Below are 18,637 nucleotides of genomic sequence, written 5' to 3'. Positions count from 1 at the left end.
GACAGGGCCACCTGTCTTTCCCTCGACGTCGGCTAGGAGCTGATTATCGTCATGCCGTTTGTCAGATCCCTCCGCGGACCCGGTTCGGCCGTCCTCGTCAGGCGGCCCGGCCCGGTGGCACGTGGGAGCGCGAAATGAGCTCGATGCGGCGCCTCGTGGCGCTCGACCTGGGCACCGCGCGTACCCGATCGCTGGCCTTGAGCGGGCACACCGTCGCCGACCGGCCGTCGGCGATCATGAGGCGAGCCTCCGGCGCGGCGGAGGTGGTGCGGCCCATCCGGTACGGCATGGTGGCCGACCCGGGCGCCTGCCTTCGGCTGGTGCGCCTGGTGTTGCAGGACACCCGGCTCTACGACACCCGGCCGCCGGCACGGGTCCTGGCCGGGGTGCCGATGGCGGCGTCGCCGAGCGACCGCCGGGCGGTCCACGCCGCGGTGACCGAGATCGCCGAGTGCGAGGTGATGCTGGTGGAGGAGCCGCTGGCCGCCGCCGTCGGCGTCGGCCTGGACGTCCTCGATCCCCGGCCCTGCCTGGTGCTGGACGTCGGGGCGGGCATCGTCGAGGCCGTGGCCATCGGTGAGGGGGCCGTGGCCGACGCGGTCTCCCTCCAGCTCGGCGCCACCACCGCCGCGGGGCTGCCGTCGTACGCGCTGGAGAGCGTCGTCGACATGACGGCGGGACTGCTGCGCCGCCTGCCGACCGGGTCGCGCGCCCCGGGCCTGGTGGTCACCGGCGGCGGCGCTCATCAGGAGCAGCTGCTGAGCCGCCTGCGCGCCGCGCTGCCGCTGCCGATCAACGTGGCGCCCCAGCCGCAGCACGCCACCATCCGCGGCCTGATGCGCCTGTGCCTGCAGCCGGCTCTGGCCGAGAGCCTCGGCCTGCGCGCCCGCTGACGTATTCCCTTCGCAGAAAGGACCTTCCATCATGACCGAGCATCACGCGACCGCACACCTCAGCAGCGTGCAGCTCCAGTCGCTGCGCCAGGACCTGCAGCAGCAGCTGGAGCAGCGCAGGCGGCACCTGGACGGGCTGCGGGTGCAGGAACGGGACGGCAGCGGCGCCGACGACACGTGGCAGGAGCTGGTCGTCTCGATCACCGCCGCCGAGCGCGCCGTCGCCGAGCTGTCCCAGGCCTACGACAGGCTGGTGGCCGGCACCTACGGCCGCTGCGCGGGCTGCCAGGCGGCCATCCCGTTCGAACGGCTCAAGGTCCGGCCGCTGGCCCGCAACTGCATCGACTGCCAGCGGCGGCACGAGGCCGCCTGACACCGCGGAAGGGAGCGGGGCAGCCCGCTCCCTTCCGCCGACCCGGAGTTGACCATGATCACATTGGACCGCTTGGTGAACGTGCTCGGCGGGTACGGCGTGCGGCTGTGCGGCCGTACCGAGGCACGCTCGACCTGGCTGCGCAGCGTGGCGATGCCCGATGCCACCGACCGCCACGCCGCCGGCGACCTGCTCCTGGCCGTCGGCACCACCTCGATCGCCGAGGCGGTGCAGTGGGCCGCGGCGTCCCGAGCCACAGCGGTCCTGGTCCGCCCCGCCGGGACCGGCGCCGGAAGCGGAGTCGGCGCCGGCGGTGGGACCGATGCCGGGGGCGGGAGCGACGGCGGGGAGCGGAGCGACGGCGGGGGTGGGAGCGGCGGCGGGGGTGGGAGCGGCGGGGACGTCGAGCGGGACGCCGCCGCGCTCGGCGACCGGCACGGGGTGACCGTCCTGCTGGCCGACCCCGCCGTCTCGTGGAGCCAGCTCGCCGGCGTGGTGTACGGGCTGGTGCTGGAGAGCCGTGAGACCGCCTCCGGACGCGGCCCGACCGACCTGTTCGCCCTGGCCGACAGCCTGGCCGACGTCATCGGCGGGGCGGTGACCATCGAGGACCGCCATTCGCGGGTGCTGGCCTACTCCCGCTCCCAGCAGGCAGGCGACCCGGCCCGATTGGAGACCATCCTCGCCCGGCGCGTCCCCGACCGGCTGCGCGAGCTGTTCCAGCGGCAGGGAGTGTTCGCCCGGCTGGCGGCGACGGACGAGCCGGTGTTCGTCCCCGCCGACGCCGGGCACGGCCTGACCGGGCGGATGGCGGTGGCGGCGCGGGCCGGCCGTGAGCTGCTCGGCTGGGTGTGGGTGACCTGCGAGCGCCCGCTGGCCGGCGCTCATCTGCGCGCGCTGGCGGACGGCGCGCGCACCGTCGCACTGCACCTGCTGCGCTCCCGGGCCAGCGCCGACCTGGAGCGGCAGGTCGAATCGGACCTGGTCATCCGGTTGCTGGAGGGCAGCTCTGACGCCGAGACGGTGATCAGCCGGCTGGGCCTGGCGCCACAGCCGATGCGGGTCATCGCGGTCCGTGCGCACACCCCTGATCGCCACGCCGCGCTGCTGCTGGCCTTCGAGCAGGCGACCACCGGATTCGGCTGGTCCAGGCCCGGCCGCAGCGCGCTGCTCGGCGACACGCTCTACACCGTCATCCTGGCCGAGCAGGCCGATGCGGCCCGCCAGTGGATCACCGCCCTCCGCCGCGAACTGCCCGCTCAGGTACGCGTCACGGCCGGGATCGGCGCACCCGCGGAGGTCGCGGAACTGCCCGCAGCCCGCCAGGAAGCCGACGAGTGCCTGGCGCTGCACGAGAGCGCCAGGCCCGGCGCCGTCCCGCCCGCCTACGACGAGTCCTGGGGCGACATCTTGCTGCGGCGGCTGCGCGCGGCCGCGCGTACCGGCCGGACTCCCGCCCGCGGGCCGGTGAGCACGCTGCTGCGGCACGACACCACCCACGGCACGCGCTTCGTGGCCACGCTGCGGGCCTGGCTGATGAGCCAGGGCGACCTCGCCCTGGCCGCCGAGCGGCTCGACGTGCATCCCAACACCGTGCGCAACCGGCTGCGCAAGATGGACGAGCTCGTTCCGCTGGACCTGAACGACGGCCGCAAGCGGTTCGCCATGATCATCATGCTGGCCGCCATCGAGGACGAGCCCCGCCACTGATCCGTTGTGCCGGACCGACAACGGCGGCGCCGCGATTGTCGCCCGCCCACAACGCCGCAGGTCGCCGCCGGGGCCATGCTGACTGCGACACCCCGTCATTCGTCCCGTTGGAGGTTGGACATGGTCGGCAACTGGCCGCGATCGGTGATCGTGGTGGGCGCGGGCATCGTGGGCCTGTCGACCGCGTGGTTCCTGCAGGAACGCGGCGTCCAGGTCGACGTGGTGGACCGCGGGGGAGTGGCGGCCGGCGCGTCCTGGGGCAACGCCGGATGGATCGCGCCGGGCCTGGCCATCCCGCTGAACGAGCCCGCCGTCCTGCGCTACGGCCTGCTCTCGCTGCTCAACCCGGCCGCGCCGCTGCACGTGCCCGCGAGCCTCGACCCGGGCCTTTGGAGGTTCCTGGCCCGCTTCGCCGCCAACAGCCACTGGCGGTCCTGGACCCGCGCCGCGCGTGCCAACGTGCCGCTCAACGACGAATGCGTCGAGGCGTACGAGGTGCTCGCCGCCGACGGCGTGTCGGCCCCGGTCGTCGCGGCGCCGATCACGGCCGCGTTCCGCACGCCACGCCAGGCCCAGGGCCTGCTGCGCGAGCTGCGCAGGCTCCAGGCGGTCGGGCAGCGGGTCGACCACACCGTGCTGGACGGCGACCGGCTCACCGAGCACGCCCCGCTCGCCGGCGACGCGCTGAGGGCAGGGGTACGGATCGACGGTCAGCGCTACGTCGACCCGGGCGCCTTCGTGCACGCCCTGGGCAAGGCCGTCATGCGACGCGGCGCGACCGTGTACGCCGTCGAGGTCGACGACGTGCGTACCGACGACAGGAAGGTGATCGTCCGCTCGGCCAAGGGCACCGTCCTGTCCGCCGACGCGGTGGTGCTCGCCACCGGCGCGTGGCTGCCCCGGCTGGCCCGGCAGTGGGGCGTGCGCGTCCCGGTTCGGGCGGGCCGTGGCTACTCCTTCACCGTGCCGGTCGACCATCCCGTCCCCGGCCCCCTCTACCTGCCCGGCGTACGGGTGGCGTGCACGCCGTACCAGGGCAGGCTGCGGGTGGCGGGCACCATGGAGTTCCGGGACCCGGACGCCCCGCGGGTGCCCGCCCGGCTGGAGGCCATCATCGCCTCCGCCCGTCCGCTGCTGCGGGGCGTGCACTGGGAGGAGCGGACCGACGTCTGGGTGGGGCCCCGCCCCGTCACCCCGGACGGACGGCCGCTCATCGGGGCGACGGTGGCTCCCACGGTCTACGTGGCGGGCGGGCACGGCATGTGGGGCCTGGCCCACGGCCCGATCACGGGACGGCTGCTGGCCGAACAGATCACCACCGGCAAGCAACCCGCTGCCCTGGCCGACTTCGACCCCCTCCGCTGAACCGGCCCGCGGTGACCGCGACCCCGGTACGCGCCGGTCGAGCCCGCCGCAGCAGGTGATAATGGATGGGCAGTGTCATCTCCTGTCGAGATGACATGGTCAGGGAGGGCGTGTGGATCTGCGGCAGATGGAGGTGGCCGTCGCGGTCGCCGAAGAGGGCGGGTTCACGGCGGCGGCACAGCGTCTGCACGTCGTCCAGTCGGCCGTCTCGAGCACCGTACGCGCGCTGGAGCGCGACCTGGGGACTCCGCTGTTCGACCGCACCACCCACCGGGTGGCTCTGACCGCGGCCGGTGAGGCATTCATCCCGGCCGCGCGGGCGGCGCTGCGGGCCGCCGAGCAGGCGCGGGCGGCGGTCGACGGCGTACGGGGACAGCTGCGAGGCCGGGTGACCGTCGGCACGATGCAGGGAGTCTGGGCCGACCTGCATCGCGCGCTGGCCAGGTTGCGCGAGGAGCATCCCGGCGTCGTGGTGCGGTTGCGGCAGGCCGCGGTCGTCGACATCCGGCAGGCGCTGCGCGAGGGCGCCGTGGACCTCGCGGTGGTCGCGCTGGACCGCCAGCAGCAGCGGGGCCTGGTGACCCGGCTGCTGTCGCGGGAGGAGATGGTGCTGGTGAGCGCGGCCGGACGCGAACTGCCCGGGGACGGGCCGGTGACGCTCGCCGACGCGGCCGGCCTGCCCTTGGTGGATTTCGCGCCCGGCTGGGCGATCCGGCACTCGGTCGACCAGGCGTTCCGCGCTGCCCTGGTCGAGCGCACCACCACGTTCGAGGTGAACGACATCGTGGCGGCGTCCGAGCTCGTCCGCCACGACCTGGGCGTTTGCATCATGCCGGAGTCGATCGCGGCGAGGTTCCCGGATCTGACCGTCCACCGCTTCGCCCAGCACGCGCCGAGGTGGAAGGTCATGGTGGTCCGGCCCCGCGGGGAGGCGCCGCCGGCGGTCGCGGCGCTGCTCCGGCACATCAGCTGATCCCCGCCGCCTGCGGGTACGTCAGGCCGAGGTGGCCCGGACCGCCTCGCGGATCAGGTCGGCCACGTCCTTGGGACGGGACACCGCGACGGCGTGCGAGGCGCCCTCGACCTCGACGGCGGTCGCGCCCGCCCGCTTGGCGCCGAACCGCTGGACCTCGGGGTTGATCGCCTGGTCGGCGGTGGCGACGAGGGCCCAGGAGGGCTTGGTCCGCCACGCCGCCGTGGCCGCGGTCTCGGTGAACGCCGCCGCGGCCAGCGGTCGCTGCGCCACCGCGAGAACCTTGGTGACCTCGGTGGGGACGTCCGCGGCGAAGATCTCCGGGAACGCCTCGGGAGCGATCGTGAGCTCGACCGCGGGCTCGGCGCCCTCGACCGGGTAGGCCGACTGCCGCAGGTTCGCGCCCAGCGGCGACTCCGGGAAACGCCCCTGCAGTTCGCCGAGGCTCTCGTCGTCCTCCAGCACGTACGCGGCGACGTAGACGAGGCCGACCACATTGGCGGCCGCGCCGGCCACGGTGATGATCGCGCCGCCGTAGGAGTGGCCGACCAGCACGACGGGGCCGCCGATCTGGGCGGCCACGGAGGCGATGTACGCCGCGTCGGAGGCCAGGCCGCGCAGCGGGTTGGGCGGGGCCACCACAGGAATGCCGTGCTCCTGCAGTTCGGCGATGACACCGCTCCAGCTGGCGGCGTCGGCGAACGCGCCGTGCACGAGGACGACCGTGGGGGTGGTGCTTTCCGTCATGGGGAGGTCTCCTTGATCAGGGGTACGCGGTCCGGGGGCGCTCACGCGCGCAGGGCGTCGCGGAGGAACTCGCCGCCCTGCTGGGTGGCCGCCTTCGCGGCGTAGGTGTCGCGCATCGCGTTGACCATGACGAAGTCGTGGATGATCCCCTGGTAGCGCACGGCCGTGGTCGGCACGCCGGCGGCGCGCAGCTTGGCGGCGTACGCCTCACCCTCATCGCGGAGCACGTCGGCCTCGGCCACGATGACCAGCGCCGGCGGCAGCCCGGCGAGCTCGTCCAGGCTCGCCCGCAGCGGCGAGGCGGTGATCTCCGCTCGCTGGGCGGGGTCGGTCGTGTACTGGTCCCAGAACCACTTCATGCCGTCGCGGCTCAGGAAGTAACCGGTGGCGAACTGCTCGTAGGAGCCGGTGCCGAAGTCGGCGTCGGTGACCGGGTAGAACAGCAGCTGCGCGGCCAGCTTCGGCCCGTTGCGCCGCTTGGCCAGGATGGTGGTCGCCGCGGTCATGTTGCCGCCGACCGAGTCGCCGGCCACCGCGATGCGGGCCGGGTCGAGGTCGTGCTCGGCCCCGTGCTCGGAGATCCACTGCAGCGCGGCGTAGATCTCCTCGATCGCGGTGGGGTACTTCGCCTCCGGGGAGAGGCTGTAGTTCACGAAGACCGTCGCGGCCTGGGCCCGTACGGTGAGCTCGCGGACGAGCCGGTCATGGGTGTGGGCGTTGCCGAACACCCAGCCGGCGCCGTGGACGTACAGGATGACGGGCAGGGTGCCCTGGGCGCCGGCCGGCCGGAAGATCCGGACGGAGACCTCGCCCGACGGGCCGCCGGAGATGGTGAGGTCCTCGACGTCGGCGTCCGGCACGGGGACGTCGCCGTCCTGGACGGCGTCGACGGCCTTGCGTCCCTCGACCGGGCCGAGGTCGTAGAGGAACGGCGGGTTCTTGGTGGCCTCGGCGAACGCCTGTGCGGCCTCTTCGAGGACGGGCTTGATATCGGACATACCGGTCAGCATTGCAACCCGGCCGCCGGGACGCATCAGTAAGTTGACTGCTCTTGTGGTCAGGACGGGTCAGTGCCGGGCCGCCAGGGCGTCCTTGAGGAAGAGGCCACCCTGCCGGACGGCGGCCAGCGCCGGCGGGCTGTCCCGCACCGGGTTGAGCGACGCGAAGTCGTGGACGGTGCCGAGGTAGCGGACCGCGGTGACGGGCACGCCCGCCTCCAGCAGCCGGCGCCCGTACTGCTCGCCCTCGTCCCGGACGACGTCGGCCTCCGCGGAGACGATCAGGGCCGGCGGCAGCCCCGCGAGGTCCGCCGTGGTCGCCCGCGCCGGCGCGGCGACGGGTTCGGCGCGTTCGTGCTCGTCGTCGGTGTACTGCTGCCAGTACCACTCCAGCGCCGCGCGGGTCAGGAGATAGCCGGAGGCGAACTGCCGCTGCGAGCCGGTGTCGCAGCGCGGGTCGGTCATCGGGTAGTAGAGCAGCTGGGCCCGGATGCGCGGCCCGCCGCGCCGCTTGGCCATCATGGTGAGCGCCGTGGCCATGGTGGCGCCCGCGCAGTCGCCGGCGACCGCCAGCCTCCGGCCGTCCAGCTCCAGGTCGGCGCCGTGCTCGGCCACCCAGGTCAGCACCGCGTACGACTCCTCGACGGCGACCGGATAGCGTGCCTCGGGCGTGCGGGTGTACTCGGGGACCACGAACGCGGCGTCGCTGGCGGCGGCGAGCTCGCAGATCATCCGGGCGTGGGTCCGCGCGTCGCCGAGCATCCAGCGCCCCCCGTGGACGTAGACGACCACCGGGAGAGGACGGGCCGGGCGGGCCGGCCGGAACACCCAGAAGCCGGCGAGCCCGGACGGCCCCACCGGCGCCACCTGGAACTCGGCCGCCACGTCGAAGTCGTCGCGCTGGTGGTCCTGGGTCTCCAGCAGCGCCTGCCGGCCGTCGACCGGGCCGAGCTGGTGCAGGTACGGCGGTGCCGACGAGGCGTCGACGAGCCTCTGGACCAGGGGATCGAGGACGACGGCCGGCCCCTCGCAGGCGCCGCCGTCCGTGGCGGGGTCAGTTCCCACGTCCCTTGCCTTTCGCTCGCCGAGTGTGCCGATCGTACGCGCAGGTGGTCACAGGTCGTCGAAGAGATCGCGGAGCTGGTGACGGCTGCTGACGCCCAGCTTCGGATAGACGTTGTAGAGGTGGGAGCCGACCGTGCGGGGAGACAGCATGAGCTGCTCGGCGATCTCCCGGTTGCGCAGTCCCCGCGCCGCCAGCCGTACGATCTGGCGCTGCTGGGCGGTCAGCTCCGCCAGCGGGTCCGCCTGGGTGGGCGCGGCGGCGACGCCGCTGGCCCGCAGTTCCACGCGCGCCTCGTCGGCCAGGCCCTGGGCGCCGAGCCGGGTGAACGACTCCAGCGCCGTGGCCAGGAGCGGGCGGGCGTCCAGGGGCCGCCGTGTCCTGCGCAGCCACTGCGCGTAGTGGAGCCGGGCCTGCGCGCGGGCCAGCGGCCACTGTTCCCCCGCCGGGTTCACCGTGGCGAGGCGGAAGTGGTGCTCGGCGTCCTTGGGGTCACCGGTCAGGGCGGCGGCGTGGTGCACGAGCAGCGTCATCCGGGTCGTCGGGCGTTCGCCCAGCGCGGCGCGCACCGCCGCGACGACGCGCGCCCCCTCCTCCTGCCGGCCCGTCCGCTGGGCGGCCGCGGCCAGGTCGACGACCGACCGGGGTGACAGGAAATAGTGCAGGGGTACGCCGTCCTCGCCGAACAGCGGCCGGAAGTGGCGGAACGCCCCGTCGAAGTCCCCCGCGGCCGCGGCGCTCGTGCCGGCGGCGCGCAGCAGGCGGGCATGGGTGGCACGGTTCTCCTCCAGGCCGACGGCCGTCCAGGCGGGGTCGGCCGGCATGTCGTCGGGCTGCCCGCGCAGGGCTCGCAGGGTCGCCCGCAGCGCCTCGACGTCGATCTCCAGATGCCTCAGCTTCTGAACGGCCGCCAGCGTCGCGGTCTCCTCCAGATGCTCCTCGGCCTCCGCCCACCGTCCGGTGTCGATCAGGGCCGAGCCCATCGCCGCGAGCGTGGGCGCGGCGTTGCCCATGGAGCCGTACGCGGTGAGCAGGGCGTAGGCCTGCCGGAAGGACTCCACGCACAGTTCGGACTCGTCGGCGTACCAGGCGATCGCGCCGGTCGCGTGCAGGTGGGTCATGTCCGCGAGGCCGGCCGGCGGCTCCGGCGTGCCGTGCCGGCGGCGGATCCGCCGCAACAGCTCGGGGGCGTGGACGGGGTCGGCCCCGGCCAGGGCCACCGACCGGACCGCCTCGAAGGCCTCGCTCGTCGTCAGCTCGGAGTAGGGCGTGTCGTGGCTTCCCGCCTCGAGCCCGTCGAGCAGGGTCGCGATCGGCCGCCTCACCTCGGGCAGGCCGGACTGGAAGGCGACCGCCTGGAGCACGGCGGCCATGGCGAGCACCGTCATGCCGTCCTTGGGCGGATCCGGCTCCAGCGCGCTCATCAGCACCTGGAACCCCTGCCGCTGGTGGCCGGACAGCGACAGGGCGATGCCGGCGCCGCAGGCCGCGACGCCCAGCAGGTCCCGGTCTGCGGTCAGCGCGGTGACCTTGTCGTACAGCTCGCGTACCCACGAGGGGTCGCCGGCGTTCTGGGCGGCTCGCAGCGCCTTGGCATACCGCCGTGCCCGGTCCGCGGCGTCCGGGCTGCACTCGGCGGCCCGTTCCAGCGCCCGTGCCGCCGCGAAGAAGCCGCCACGCCGTTCGGCGAGCTCCGCGGTGTCCTCAAGCGCCGCCGCGACGGACTCGTCCTGCCGCAGGCACGCGGCGGCCAGGTGCCAGGCCCGGCGCGCGGGATCGGCGTCGAGGACGGCCGCGAGGTCGGTGTGCGCCTGCCGGCGCAGGTGCGCCGGCGCTCCGTCGTACGAGGCCGTACGCACGAGCGGATGCCGGAAGGCGACCCGGCCGCCCGCGACGGTGATGAGACCGGCGTCCTCCGCGGGCGCCCACACCCCGAGATCAGATCCGGCTCGCGCCGCGGCCATGATGGTCTCCAGGTCCTCGTGGTCCGACGAGGCGGCCGCGTAGAGGATCAGCCGCTGGGTGCCGGCCGGCAGGGCGCGCAACCGGGCGGCGAACATCTCCTGGATGCGCAGGGTCTGCGGCAGCCCGCCGCCGGGCACCGTCTGCCCCGCCCGTACGGCTCGGGACAGTTCGATGATGGCCAGGGGGTTTCCGGCGGCCTGCTGGAGCAGGTCGGTCCGGGCCCGGCCGGTGGGCGGCTCCGGCTGGGCGTCCAGCAGGTGCGCGGCCGCCCGGCGGCTCAGCGGCGCCAGGGTCAGCACGGGCAGGTCCGGATTGAGGCCGTCCGGAGGCGTGTGGCCCCGTGCCGCGAGCAGCACCGTCACGGCGTGGGCCGCCAGGCGGCGCATCACGAAACCGAGGACGTCGCGCGAGTCGCGGTCGAAGTGCTGCGCGTCGTCGGCGATCAGCAGGATGGGCCGGCGCCGGGAGACGCCGGCCAGGAGGTTCAGGACTCCCAGGCGCAGCGGCATCGGGTCGTGCTGCCGGGTGGTGGCGACGATCCCGAACGCCGCCTTCAGCGCCTCCTGCTGGTGTTCGGGAAGATCGCCCGTCTCGGGCAGCAGCGGAAGCAGCAACTGGTGCAGGGCGGCGAACGACTGCTCCACCTCGGCCTCACAGCCGCGCGAGGTCAGCACCAGGCTTCCGATCCCGCGCGCGTGCTCGGCCGCGGCCGCCAGCAGCGCCGTCTTCCCCGTACCGGCCTCCCCGAGCAGCAGCATCGTCCGCGGCTCGCTCCGGTCCCCGTCGATCGCGTCCAGGATGTGGGCGATCTCGGCCTTCCTGCCTACCAGCGCCGCCGCGGTGGGGCCGGCCGGCCGCGGGGTCCCGCGTCCCTCGCCTGCGCCGTCGATGCGCACCCCCGGCCAGGAAGAACCCCGACCGGCGGCGACCATCGGCTCATCCATGGTGTGTCCCCCGTCGTACCGATGCCCACCGCGCCTTCGACCGGCTCTCCAGGCAGGCGGCCTTATTCTGCCAGTTACTGATGCTTTGGGCGATTTTCGTGCCGCGTGACCGTCACGCGGTGCGGGCACTGGCGCGGCCTTCGGTGGCCCAGTAGAGCAGGGCGAGGACGGGCAGCGCGGCACCCAGGACGGTGACGCCGGTCCAGCCGTAGGCGTGGTAGATGATCGAGCCGGCTTGGGAGCCGAAGGCGCCTCCGGCGAAGAACGTGGCGATGTAGACGCTGTTGAGCCGTGCCCGTGCGCCGGCGTCCAGCCGGTAGATGGTGTGCTGGCCGAGGATGAGCGTGGTCTGCACGGCCATGTCGAGCAGGACGGCGGCGACGGCCAGCAGGAGGATGTTGTGCCGGCCGAGTCCGGCGAGCCCGGACGCCAGTGCGGCGGCGGCGATCGCCGCGGCGGTCATCGGGCGCACCAGCCCGCGGTCAGCCCAGTGTCCCGCGAACGGGGCCACGGCCGCTCCGGCCGCTCCCACCAGGGCGAACATACCCACCCCGAAGCCCGAGTAGTGGAAGCCGGGGCCGGTCAGCACGAACGAGACCGTGGTCCAGAAGGCGCTGAACGCGCCGAACATCGCCGCCTGGTACAGGCCGCGCCGTACCAGCGCCGGGTGCGTGCGCACCAGCAGCACCATGGAGTGCAGCAGCCGGGCGTACGACGCGTTCGTGCTGGGGGCGTGGCGGGGGAGGGCCGAGCGCAGCGCCAGTGCCAGCACGGCCATCAGCACGGCCGAGCCCAGGAACACCACGCGCCAACCGGCGGCCTGGGAGACCAGGCTGCTCAGGGTGCGCGACAGCAGGATGCCGGTGAGCAGGCCGCTCATCACCCGGCCGACGACGCGCCCGCGGGCGTGGTCGGGGGCGAGGCTCGCGGCGAAGGGGACGAGGATCTGGGCGACGACCGAGGTGCCGCCCGCGATCAGTGAGGCGGCCAGCAGGATCGGGAAGCTCGTAGCGGTCCCCGCCACCAGCAGCGCCAGTGTGGTGACCGACAGCAGGATCGTGACCAGCCGGCGCTTCTCGACGCGGTCGCCCAGCGGGACGAGGAACAGCATGCCCGCCACGTAGCCGATCTGGGTGGCGGTGATCAGCCCGCCGGCGGCGGCGGTGCCGATCGTGAAGTACGCGCTCAGCGCGGACAGCAGTGGCTGCGCGTAGTACAGGTTGGCGACGGTCATTCCGGTGGCGACGGCCAGGAGCGCGACGAGCCAGCCTGATGGCGCGGCCGCCGGCGACGCGATCTGCCGGCCGGTCTGGGGTTGGACGGAAGCGGTCACAGGAACCTCTCATGAACGGAAGCGGTTCATCGAGGGCTTCGGGATCCCTCGTGTCGCGTCCAACAGCCGGCCCGCGCTCACCCTTCCTCTCCGAAAGCGATGATCGGCGATGACTGTCATCTCCGAATGAGATGAGCCGACAGCTTCCGAGACGCACGGTCACGCGACTTCCGTGCCGTCGCGGACGCCGTGCGCGAACTCGCCGGCACCCCACGATCACGAGGCCCGCTGAGCAGATGACGGACGGCATCACGATCGGCCAGGCGGCGTCCTTCGCCGGCGTCACGGTGAAGACCGTGCGGCACTACCACAAGCACGGCCTGATCGACGAGCCCCGCCGCGACCACTCCGGCTACCGGCGCTACGGATCGGCCGACCCGCTGCGGCTGCTCCAGATCCGTACGCTGGCCGCGGCCGGCGTGCCGCTGGCCGAGATCAGGGCGATACTCGACGCCGATCCTGACCGGTTCGCCGCCGCGCTCGCCGACGTCGAACGGCGCCTCAACGATCGGATCGACGATCTGATCGCGCGGCGTGACATGCTGCGCCGGCTCGCCACCGGCGACCGCGCCCTGCCGCCCGACGGCGTTCTCGCGAAGCTGGACAAGGCCGCCGCCGAGTTCGGCTTCACCCCGGACGACGTGACGATGGCCCGGGAGGGCCTGGTGCTGATCAGGGCCCTGGCGCCGGAGGGCTTCGACGACCACGTCTCCCGCGTCGAGCGCGCCCTCGACGACCCTCGGGACGTCTCCTTGATCAAGCGCATGTGGCGTGCCGCCGAGTGGGAGCCGGACGACCCCGGCTTGACGAGCTCGCCACAGGCCTGGCCGACTACTGTCTCGCCCATCCCTCGCTGCTGCCCGTCCCGGCCGGACTCCAGGCCCGCGCCGACGCCGCGATCCGCTACAGCCTGCTCGGCCACCACGGACAAGAGCAGAAGCCGGCCTGGGCTCGGCTGACCGAGTTGGTCGAGGCGGGAATGCGCTCGGCCGGCATCGATATGACGTCCCAGACCCCGACTGACTGAACCCGAGGGCCTCGGAGCGCTCATGGTGCTGGTCGATGTGGCCGATTTCGCCCAGCCGTCAGGTCGGCGGGGTGGCCGTCCACGAATGGACGCCCACGGCCTGCCGAGCGCGCACCTGGTCTGCCACTCGGCGGGCGGGCTGCTCGGCCGGTTCGTCGCCGTGGAGCGGCTGGAGTGGGTACGCTCGCTGTGAAACTGTAAACCGAGACGGAACGTGTCGTCTCGTCTGCCTGCTATGCTGAACCACATGTCCAAGCGCCCCGACCCCGCCCGCCGCAGTGAGCGCTCCCGGCAGGCCGTTCTCGAAGCGGCCCGCGAGCTGGTCTCCGAAATGGGATACGCCAAGGTCTCGATCGAGGCCATCGCCGCCCGCGCGGGCGTCGGCAAGCAGACGATCTACCGCTGGTGGCGTTCCAAGGGAGCGGTGATCTTCGACGCCTTTCTCGCCCTCAGCCAGGTCGGTGACGGCATCGCGCTGCCCGACACGGGCGACATCGAGGCCGATCTCAAGCTGGTGATGCGGGCGACGGTGGCCGAGTTCGCCGACCCGGGGTTCGAGGCGCCGATCAGGGCGCTCAACATGGAGATCATCAACGACCCCGACCTCGCCGCCCAATATCGCGAGAAGCTGGCGGGGCCGGTCGACGAGGCCAAGAAGGTCCGGCTGCGCAGCGCGCAGCGCGCGGGTCAGATCGCTGAGGACGCCGATCTCGACCTGGCCCTGGAGCTTCTGTACGCCCCCTTGTTCCAGCGCTGGCTGCACCGCTCGGGCCCGCTCACCCCCGAGTACGCCGACGCCCTCGTCGACCTCACCCTCAAGGCCCTGCGCCCCAGCTGACCTCGCCCCCCGCCGCGACCGCCCGCCCCAGCCCCGACTGCCCGACCCTGCACCTCGCCCGAGCCCGCACCTCGCCCGAGCCCGCACCTCGCCCGAGCCCGCACCTCGCCCGAGCCCGCACCTCGCCCGAGCCCGCACCTCGCCCGAGCCCGCGCCGGAGCGCGCATGGTGTCGGTCAGGGCTGCTGTGTCGGCCAGTAACTGTACCTTCTGGATGGTATAGTTACGCGTATGCGACCGAGCCAGAGGACCCGGATCCTGGACGCCGCCATCCGCGTGACGGAGCGCGACGGCATCACCGCCCTGACGCTGGAGTCGGCGGCCGAGGAGGCCGGAGTGACCAAGGGCGGGCTCATGTACCACTTCCGCACGCGCGACGAGCTGCTGGTGGCGATCCAGAGGCATCTGACCGACGCGTGGGAGGCGCAGCTCGTCGCCGAGCTGGGCAAACCGCTGGCGGAGGCGTCCCCGCAGGAGGCTGTCGAGGCCTACGTACGGGTGGGCGCGCACGGTTCGGCGAGCAAGGCGGAGCTGGCATTCATGGTCGAGTCGGTCACCACGCCTGAGCTGGCCGAGGTGTGGGACGACCTCATCGCCCGCTGGACCCCGCCGCCCACCTCGACCGACCCTCACGACATCGACCTGCTCCTGGCCCAGCTGGCCGTCGACGGGCTGTGGCTGTGGCGGGCCACGAGCACGACCCCTCTGCCGGAGCCGGTTGAGCAGGCTCTCCACGACCGCCTGCGCAAGCTGGTGGCGGCGGAGGACGCCGACGCCGGCTGAAGCAGGAGCCCGAGCAGGCGTCCTCCACCCCCATGCGTGCCCAGCCACCCCGACGACCGGCATCACCCCAGGTCGCCGGGGTCAGCCGCGTGACCCTGCGCCCCACCCCTTTTTCGGAGGACCCTCATGACGAACACGATGACCGAGCTGAACCCCAAACGCTGGGCGGCGCTGGCCGTCCTGTCGGCCAGCCTGTTGCTGATCACGATGGACATGACCATCCTCAACGTGGCACTCCCGGAGATCTCAGCCGATCTCCGGCCGGGCGCGGTCGAACTGCTGTGGATGATCGACATCTACTCCCTGGTCGTGGCGGGCCTGCTGGTGGCCGTCAGCGCGCTGGGCGACCGCTGGGGGCGCAAGCGCATGCTCATCGTAGGCTTCGCCCTCTTCGGCCTGGCCTCCGTCGCCGTGCTGTGGGCCGACAGCCCGGCCGAGGTGATCGCCGTACGGGCGCTGCTCGGCGTCGGCGGCGCGACGATCATGCCGTCGACCCTGTCGATGATCCGCAATCTGTTCACCGACGCCCGCGAGCGGGCCACCGCGCTGGGCGTGTGGGCCGCGATGGCGGCGGTGGGCGGCGCGCTCGGCCCGATCGTGGGCGGGCTGCTGCTGGAGGCCTTCAGCTGGCACGCCGCGTTCCTGGTGAACGTACCGATCATGGCCGTCGCCGTCGTCACCGGGCTGCTCCTGCTGCCCGAGTCGCGCAACCCCCACCCGGGCCGCTGGGACGCCCTGGGCACGGTGCTGTCGATGGTCGGCATGATCGCCCTGGTCTACGCCATCAAGCACGTGGCCACCGAGGGCCTGGACGCCTGGACCGCCGCCGCGACCGTCCTGGCCGCGATCACTCTGACCTGGTTCGTACGCCGATGCCTGCGCCGCTCCGACCCCCTCCTGGAGATCCGGCTGTTCCGCGGCGGCGCCTTCGCCTCCGGCACCGTGGCCGCCTTCACCACCTCGATCGCCATGGCGGGCATGATGCTGCTCATGGTCCAGTGGGCCCAGCTGGTCCAGGGTTACTCGCCGCTGCAGACGGGCCTGGCCATGCTGCCCATGGCGGTCGGCGCCGCGGTCCTCTCGCCGCTGGCGCCGGCCCTGGCCGCCCGGATCGGCGCGCGCACGGTGCTGGCCGGCGGCCTGGTGATCGGCGCGCTCGGCTTCGTGGTGCTCTGGGTCGCCCCGACGACCTACCTGTGGGTGGCCGTGTCGATCCTGCTGATCGGAGCGGGCATGGGCTCGCTGGCCATCGCCTCCGCCGTGATCATGTCGGGCGCCCCGGCGGACAAGGCGGGCAGCGCGGCCGCCATCGAGGAGACCTCGTACGAGATCGGCGGCACCTTCGGCGTCGCGGTGCTGGGCAGCCTGGCCGCCGCCCTCTACCGGGCCCAGCTCCCAGAAGGAGCCACCGACGCGGTCCGCGAGTCGCTCGGCGGAGCGCTGGCGGCCGCCCGCGCGCTCGGCACCTCCGACCTGGCCGCCCAGGCCATGCTCGCCTTCACCGAATCACTGCGGACGACCAGCCTGTACGGCGGCGTCCTCATGCTGCTGGCGGCCGTGGCCGTCTGGTGGCGCACCCCCGCCCGGCTGGACCTGGCCTCGGCGCAGCACTGAGCGCCCTTCCGCCCAGCGGGACCAGCCCTCGGCGCGGCACTAAGTGCCCCTAAGCCCGATTGGACCCGGTTTCGGCGCGGCGCTGAGCGCCCCTGCGCCCGGTCGGCCAGGCTTGGGCGCAGGGTTGAGCGCCCCTATCCGCCCAGTCCTTCGGGCGGCGCGGTGGGCAGGACGACGGACAGGGCGCGGCGCAGGATGGCCGCGAACGAGTCGGTGTTGCCGGGCTCCAGCCAGCGCCGCCCCGCCACCCGGATGGCGCCGGCCACCGCGGCGGCCACGACGGCGGGGAACAGGTCGCGCCCGGGATCGAGGCCGGTACGCGCCGCGATCGCCTCGGCGAGCGGCCCCTCCGCCATGGTGAACGTCTTCAGCGCCTCCCCCTCCAGCTCCGGCGTCGACATGATCATGCGCAGCCCGGCCCGGTCGGGCTCGGGGTCGGTGTAGAGCTCGACCACGGCTGCGATGACGGCCTGGTCGAGCGGCTCGCCTGCGGGCCTGTCCCGCAGCGCCTGCCCCGCGCGCCTGGCCTGGTCGGCGTGGAAGGCGCAGATCGCCTCCTCCCTGCTGGAGAAGTAGTTGTTGTACGTGCGAGGAGAGACGCCCGCGGCCGTGGCGATGTCATGGACGCGGACGAGGGCCAGCCCGTGGGGCCCCTGCTCGATGGCCAGGCGCAGAGCGGCATGGCCGATCGCCTCCCGGGTGGCCTGTCTGTTGCGGGCCCGGAGGTCCACGGCGTCGTCGTTCATGGAATGACTCTATCCGATATTGCGTACCGCGCACTATGTGCGTGGCGCGCAAGTTGTGGGTAAAGTGCGGGGGACGCCTGGCACTCGCCCCTGGAGAGTGCCAACCGCCGGGACGGCGAGGTCCGCGTGCCCGCGGGCCGTCCGTCGCGGGCGCCGTCCCGGCAAACCCCCATCGTGAGCAGGAGAGAGAGCATGGCTTCGAAGATGATTTCGTTCGACGAGGACGCCCGTCGCGGTCTCGAGCGCGGTATGAACCAGCTCGCCGACGCCGTCAAGGTGACCTTGGGTCCCAAGGGCCGCAACGTCGTGCTGGAGAAGAAGTGGGGCGCCCCCACGATCACCAACGACGGTGTCTCCATCGCCAAGGAGATCGAGCTCGAGGACCCGTGGGAGAAGATCGGCGCCGAGCTGGTCAAGGAGGTCGCCAAGAAGACCGACGACGTCGCGGGTGACGGCACCACCACCGCCACCGTGCTCGCCCAGGCGCTGGTGCGCGAGGGTCTGCGCAACGTCGCCGCCGGCGCCAACCCGATGGCCCTGAAGAAGGGCATCGAGGCCGCCGTCGAGCGCGTCAGCGAGGAGCTCTCCAAGCTGGCCAAGAATGTGGAGACCAAGGAGCAGATCGCCTCCACCGCCTCCATCTCCGCCGCCGACCCCGAGATCGGCTCGCTCATCGCCGAGGCGATGGACAAGGTCGGCAAGGAAGGCGTCATCACCGTCGAGGAGAGCAACACCTTCGGCCTGGAGCTCGAGCTCACCGAGGGCATGCGCTTCGACAAGGGGTTCATCGCCCCGCTCTTCATCACCGACTCCGACCGGCTCGAAGCCGTCCTGGACGACCCGTACGTCGCGGTCGTGAACGGCAAGATCTCCGCCAACAGGGACGCGCTGCCGCTGTTCGACAAGGTCGTCCAGTCGGGCAGGCCGCTGCTGCTCATCGCCGAGGACGTCGAGGGCGAGGCCCTGGCCACCTTGATCGTCAACAAGATGAAGGGCGTCTTCCGGTCGGTCGCGGTCAAGGCTCCCGGCTTCGGCGACCGCCGCAAGGCGATGCTGCAGGACATCGCCATCCTGACCGGTGGCCAGGTCATCGCCGAGGAGGTCGGTCTCAAGCTCGAGAACGCCGCCCTCGACCTGCTCGGGCGCGCCCGCAAGGTCGTGGTGACCAAGGACGAGACGACGATCGTCGACGGCGCCGGTGACGCCGAGCAGATCTCCGGCCGGGTCAACGAGATCCGCGCCGAGATCGAGCGCACCGACTCCGAC

Annotated in this window: 17 protein-coding genes; 11 read left to right on the top strand and 6 right to left on the bottom strand. The window is 73.0% G+C overall.

The features are described from left to right. Positions 1 to 134: 134 nt before the first annotated feature. From ACFKCF_RS55385 to ACFKCF_RS55365, 5 genes are all read left to right on the top strand, one after another. Positions 135 to 893 carry a rod shape-determining protein gene (locus ACFKCF_RS55385; protein ID WP_394504735.1) on the top strand — a complete coding sequence of 253 codons (759 nt, stop codon included), beginning with the start codon at positions 135 to 137 and terminating at the stop codon, positions 891 to 893. 31 nt (positions 894 to 924) lie between these two features. Continuing rightward, positions 925 to 1,266, top strand: a complete 342-nt coding sequence (locus tag ACFKCF_RS55380; RefSeq protein WP_394504733.1) for a TraR/DksA family transcriptional regulator — start codon at positions 925 to 927, stop codon at positions 1,264 to 1,266. A gap of 54 nt (positions 1,267 to 1,320) precedes the next feature. Next, the gene (locus ACFKCF_RS55375; protein ID WP_394504731.1) at positions 1,321 to 2,976 is read left to right on the top strand and encodes a helix-turn-helix domain-containing protein; all 1,656 of its coding nucleotides are present in this window, start codon (positions 1,321 to 1,323) and stop codon (positions 2,974 to 2,976) included. Between the two features lie 120 nt (positions 2,977 to 3,096). Next, the gene (locus tag ACFKCF_RS55370; protein ID WP_394504729.1) at positions 3,097 to 4,341 is read left to right on the top strand and encodes an NAD(P)/FAD-dependent oxidoreductase; all 1,245 of its coding nucleotides are present in this window, start codon (positions 3,097 to 3,099) and stop codon (positions 4,339 to 4,341) included. A 112-nt stretch (positions 4,342 to 4,453) separates the two neighbouring features. After that, the gene (locus ACFKCF_RS55365) at positions 4,454 to 5,314 is read left to right on the top strand and encodes a LysR family transcriptional regulator (protein ID WP_394504728.1); all 861 of its coding nucleotides are present in this window, start codon (positions 4,454 to 4,456) and stop codon (positions 5,312 to 5,314) included. Positions 5,315 to 5,335: 21 nt separating this feature from the next. Here the strand turns inward: ACFKCF_RS55365 and ACFKCF_RS55360 are convergent, their stop codons facing one another. From ACFKCF_RS55360 to ACFKCF_RS55340, 5 genes are all read right to left on the bottom strand, one after another. After that, positions 5,336 to 6,061, bottom strand: coding sequence for an alpha/beta fold hydrolase (locus ACFKCF_RS55360; protein WP_394504726.1), 726 nt, complete (start codon positions 6,059 to 6,061; stop codon positions 5,336 to 5,338). 41 nt (positions 6,062 to 6,102) lie between these two features. Then, positions 6,103 to 7,059 (bottom strand): alpha/beta hydrolase, encoded by a 957-nt coding sequence (locus tag ACFKCF_RS55355; RefSeq protein WP_394504724.1) that lies wholly within the window; start codon positions 7,057 to 7,059, stop codon positions 6,103 to 6,105. A 69-nt stretch (positions 7,060 to 7,128) separates the two neighbouring features. Next, the gene (locus ACFKCF_RS55350) at positions 7,129 to 8,124 is read right to left on the bottom strand and encodes an alpha/beta hydrolase (protein ID WP_394504721.1); all 996 of its coding nucleotides are present in this window, start codon (positions 8,122 to 8,124) and stop codon (positions 7,129 to 7,131) included. A gap of 48 nt (positions 8,125 to 8,172) precedes the next feature. Continuing rightward, a complete protein-coding gene (locus ACFKCF_RS55345; RefSeq protein WP_394504720.1) occupies positions 8,173 to 11,031 on the bottom strand; it encodes an AAA family ATPase in 2,859 nt (952 codons plus the stop codon). 112 nt (positions 11,032 to 11,143) lie between these two features. Continuing rightward, the gene (locus tag ACFKCF_RS55340) at positions 11,144 to 12,364 is read right to left on the bottom strand and encodes an MFS transporter (RefSeq protein ID WP_394504718.1); all 1,221 of its coding nucleotides are present in this window, start codon (positions 12,362 to 12,364) and stop codon (positions 11,144 to 11,146) included. A gap of 236 nt (positions 12,365 to 12,600) precedes the next feature. Here ACFKCF_RS55340 and ACFKCF_RS55335 point away from each other — a divergent pair, with 236 nt between their 5' ends. From ACFKCF_RS55335 to ACFKCF_RS55315, 5 genes are all read left to right on the top strand, one after another. After that, a complete protein-coding gene (locus ACFKCF_RS55335; protein WP_394504716.1) occupies positions 12,601 to 13,323 on the top strand; it encodes a MerR family transcriptional regulator in 723 nt (240 codons plus the stop codon). A 90-nt stretch (positions 13,324 to 13,413) separates the two neighbouring features. Beyond that, positions 13,414 to 13,584, top strand: a complete 171-nt coding sequence (locus tag ACFKCF_RS55330; RefSeq protein ID WP_394504715.1) for a hypothetical protein — start codon at positions 13,414 to 13,416, stop codon at positions 13,582 to 13,584. A gap of 54 nt (positions 13,585 to 13,638) precedes the next feature. Continuing rightward, positions 13,639 to 14,229, top strand: a complete 591-nt coding sequence (locus tag ACFKCF_RS55325; protein ID WP_394504713.1) for a TetR/AcrR family transcriptional regulator — start codon at positions 13,639 to 13,641, stop codon at positions 14,227 to 14,229. 230 nt (positions 14,230 to 14,459) lie between these two features. After that, on the top strand, positions 14,460 to 15,011 hold the full coding sequence (locus ACFKCF_RS55320; RefSeq protein ID WP_394504711.1) for a TetR/AcrR family transcriptional regulator: 552 nt from the start codon (positions 14,460 to 14,462) through the stop codon (positions 15,009 to 15,011). A gap of 126 nt (positions 15,012 to 15,137) precedes the next feature. Then, positions 15,138 to 16,625 (top strand): MFS transporter, encoded by a 1,488-nt coding sequence (locus ACFKCF_RS55315; protein WP_394504710.1) that lies wholly within the window; start codon positions 15,138 to 15,140, stop codon positions 16,623 to 16,625. A gap of 134 nt (positions 16,626 to 16,759) precedes the next feature. On the opposite strand, the gene ACFKCF_RS55310 is transcribed toward ACFKCF_RS55315, so the two are convergent. Further along, the gene (locus ACFKCF_RS55310) at positions 16,760 to 17,371 is read right to left on the bottom strand and encodes a TetR/AcrR family transcriptional regulator (RefSeq protein WP_394504708.1); all 612 of its coding nucleotides are present in this window, start codon (positions 17,369 to 17,371) and stop codon (positions 16,760 to 16,762) included. A gap of 192 nt (positions 17,372 to 17,563) precedes the next feature. On the opposite strand from ACFKCF_RS55310, the gene groEL reads away from it, so the two are divergent. Next, a partial coding sequence (groEL, locus tag ACFKCF_RS55305) for a chaperonin GroEL (protein WP_394504706.1) occupies positions 17,564 to 18,637 on the top strand: 1,074 nt, incomplete at its 3' end.

This window comes from Nonomuraea sp. JJY05 (assembly GCF_043496855.1).
GTDB lineage: Bacteria > Actinomycetota > Actinomycetes > Streptosporangiales > Streptosporangiaceae > Nonomuraea.
The sequence above is the reverse complement of the archived record's forward strand: the minus strand, read 5'-3'. Positions and strand labels throughout refer to the sequence as shown.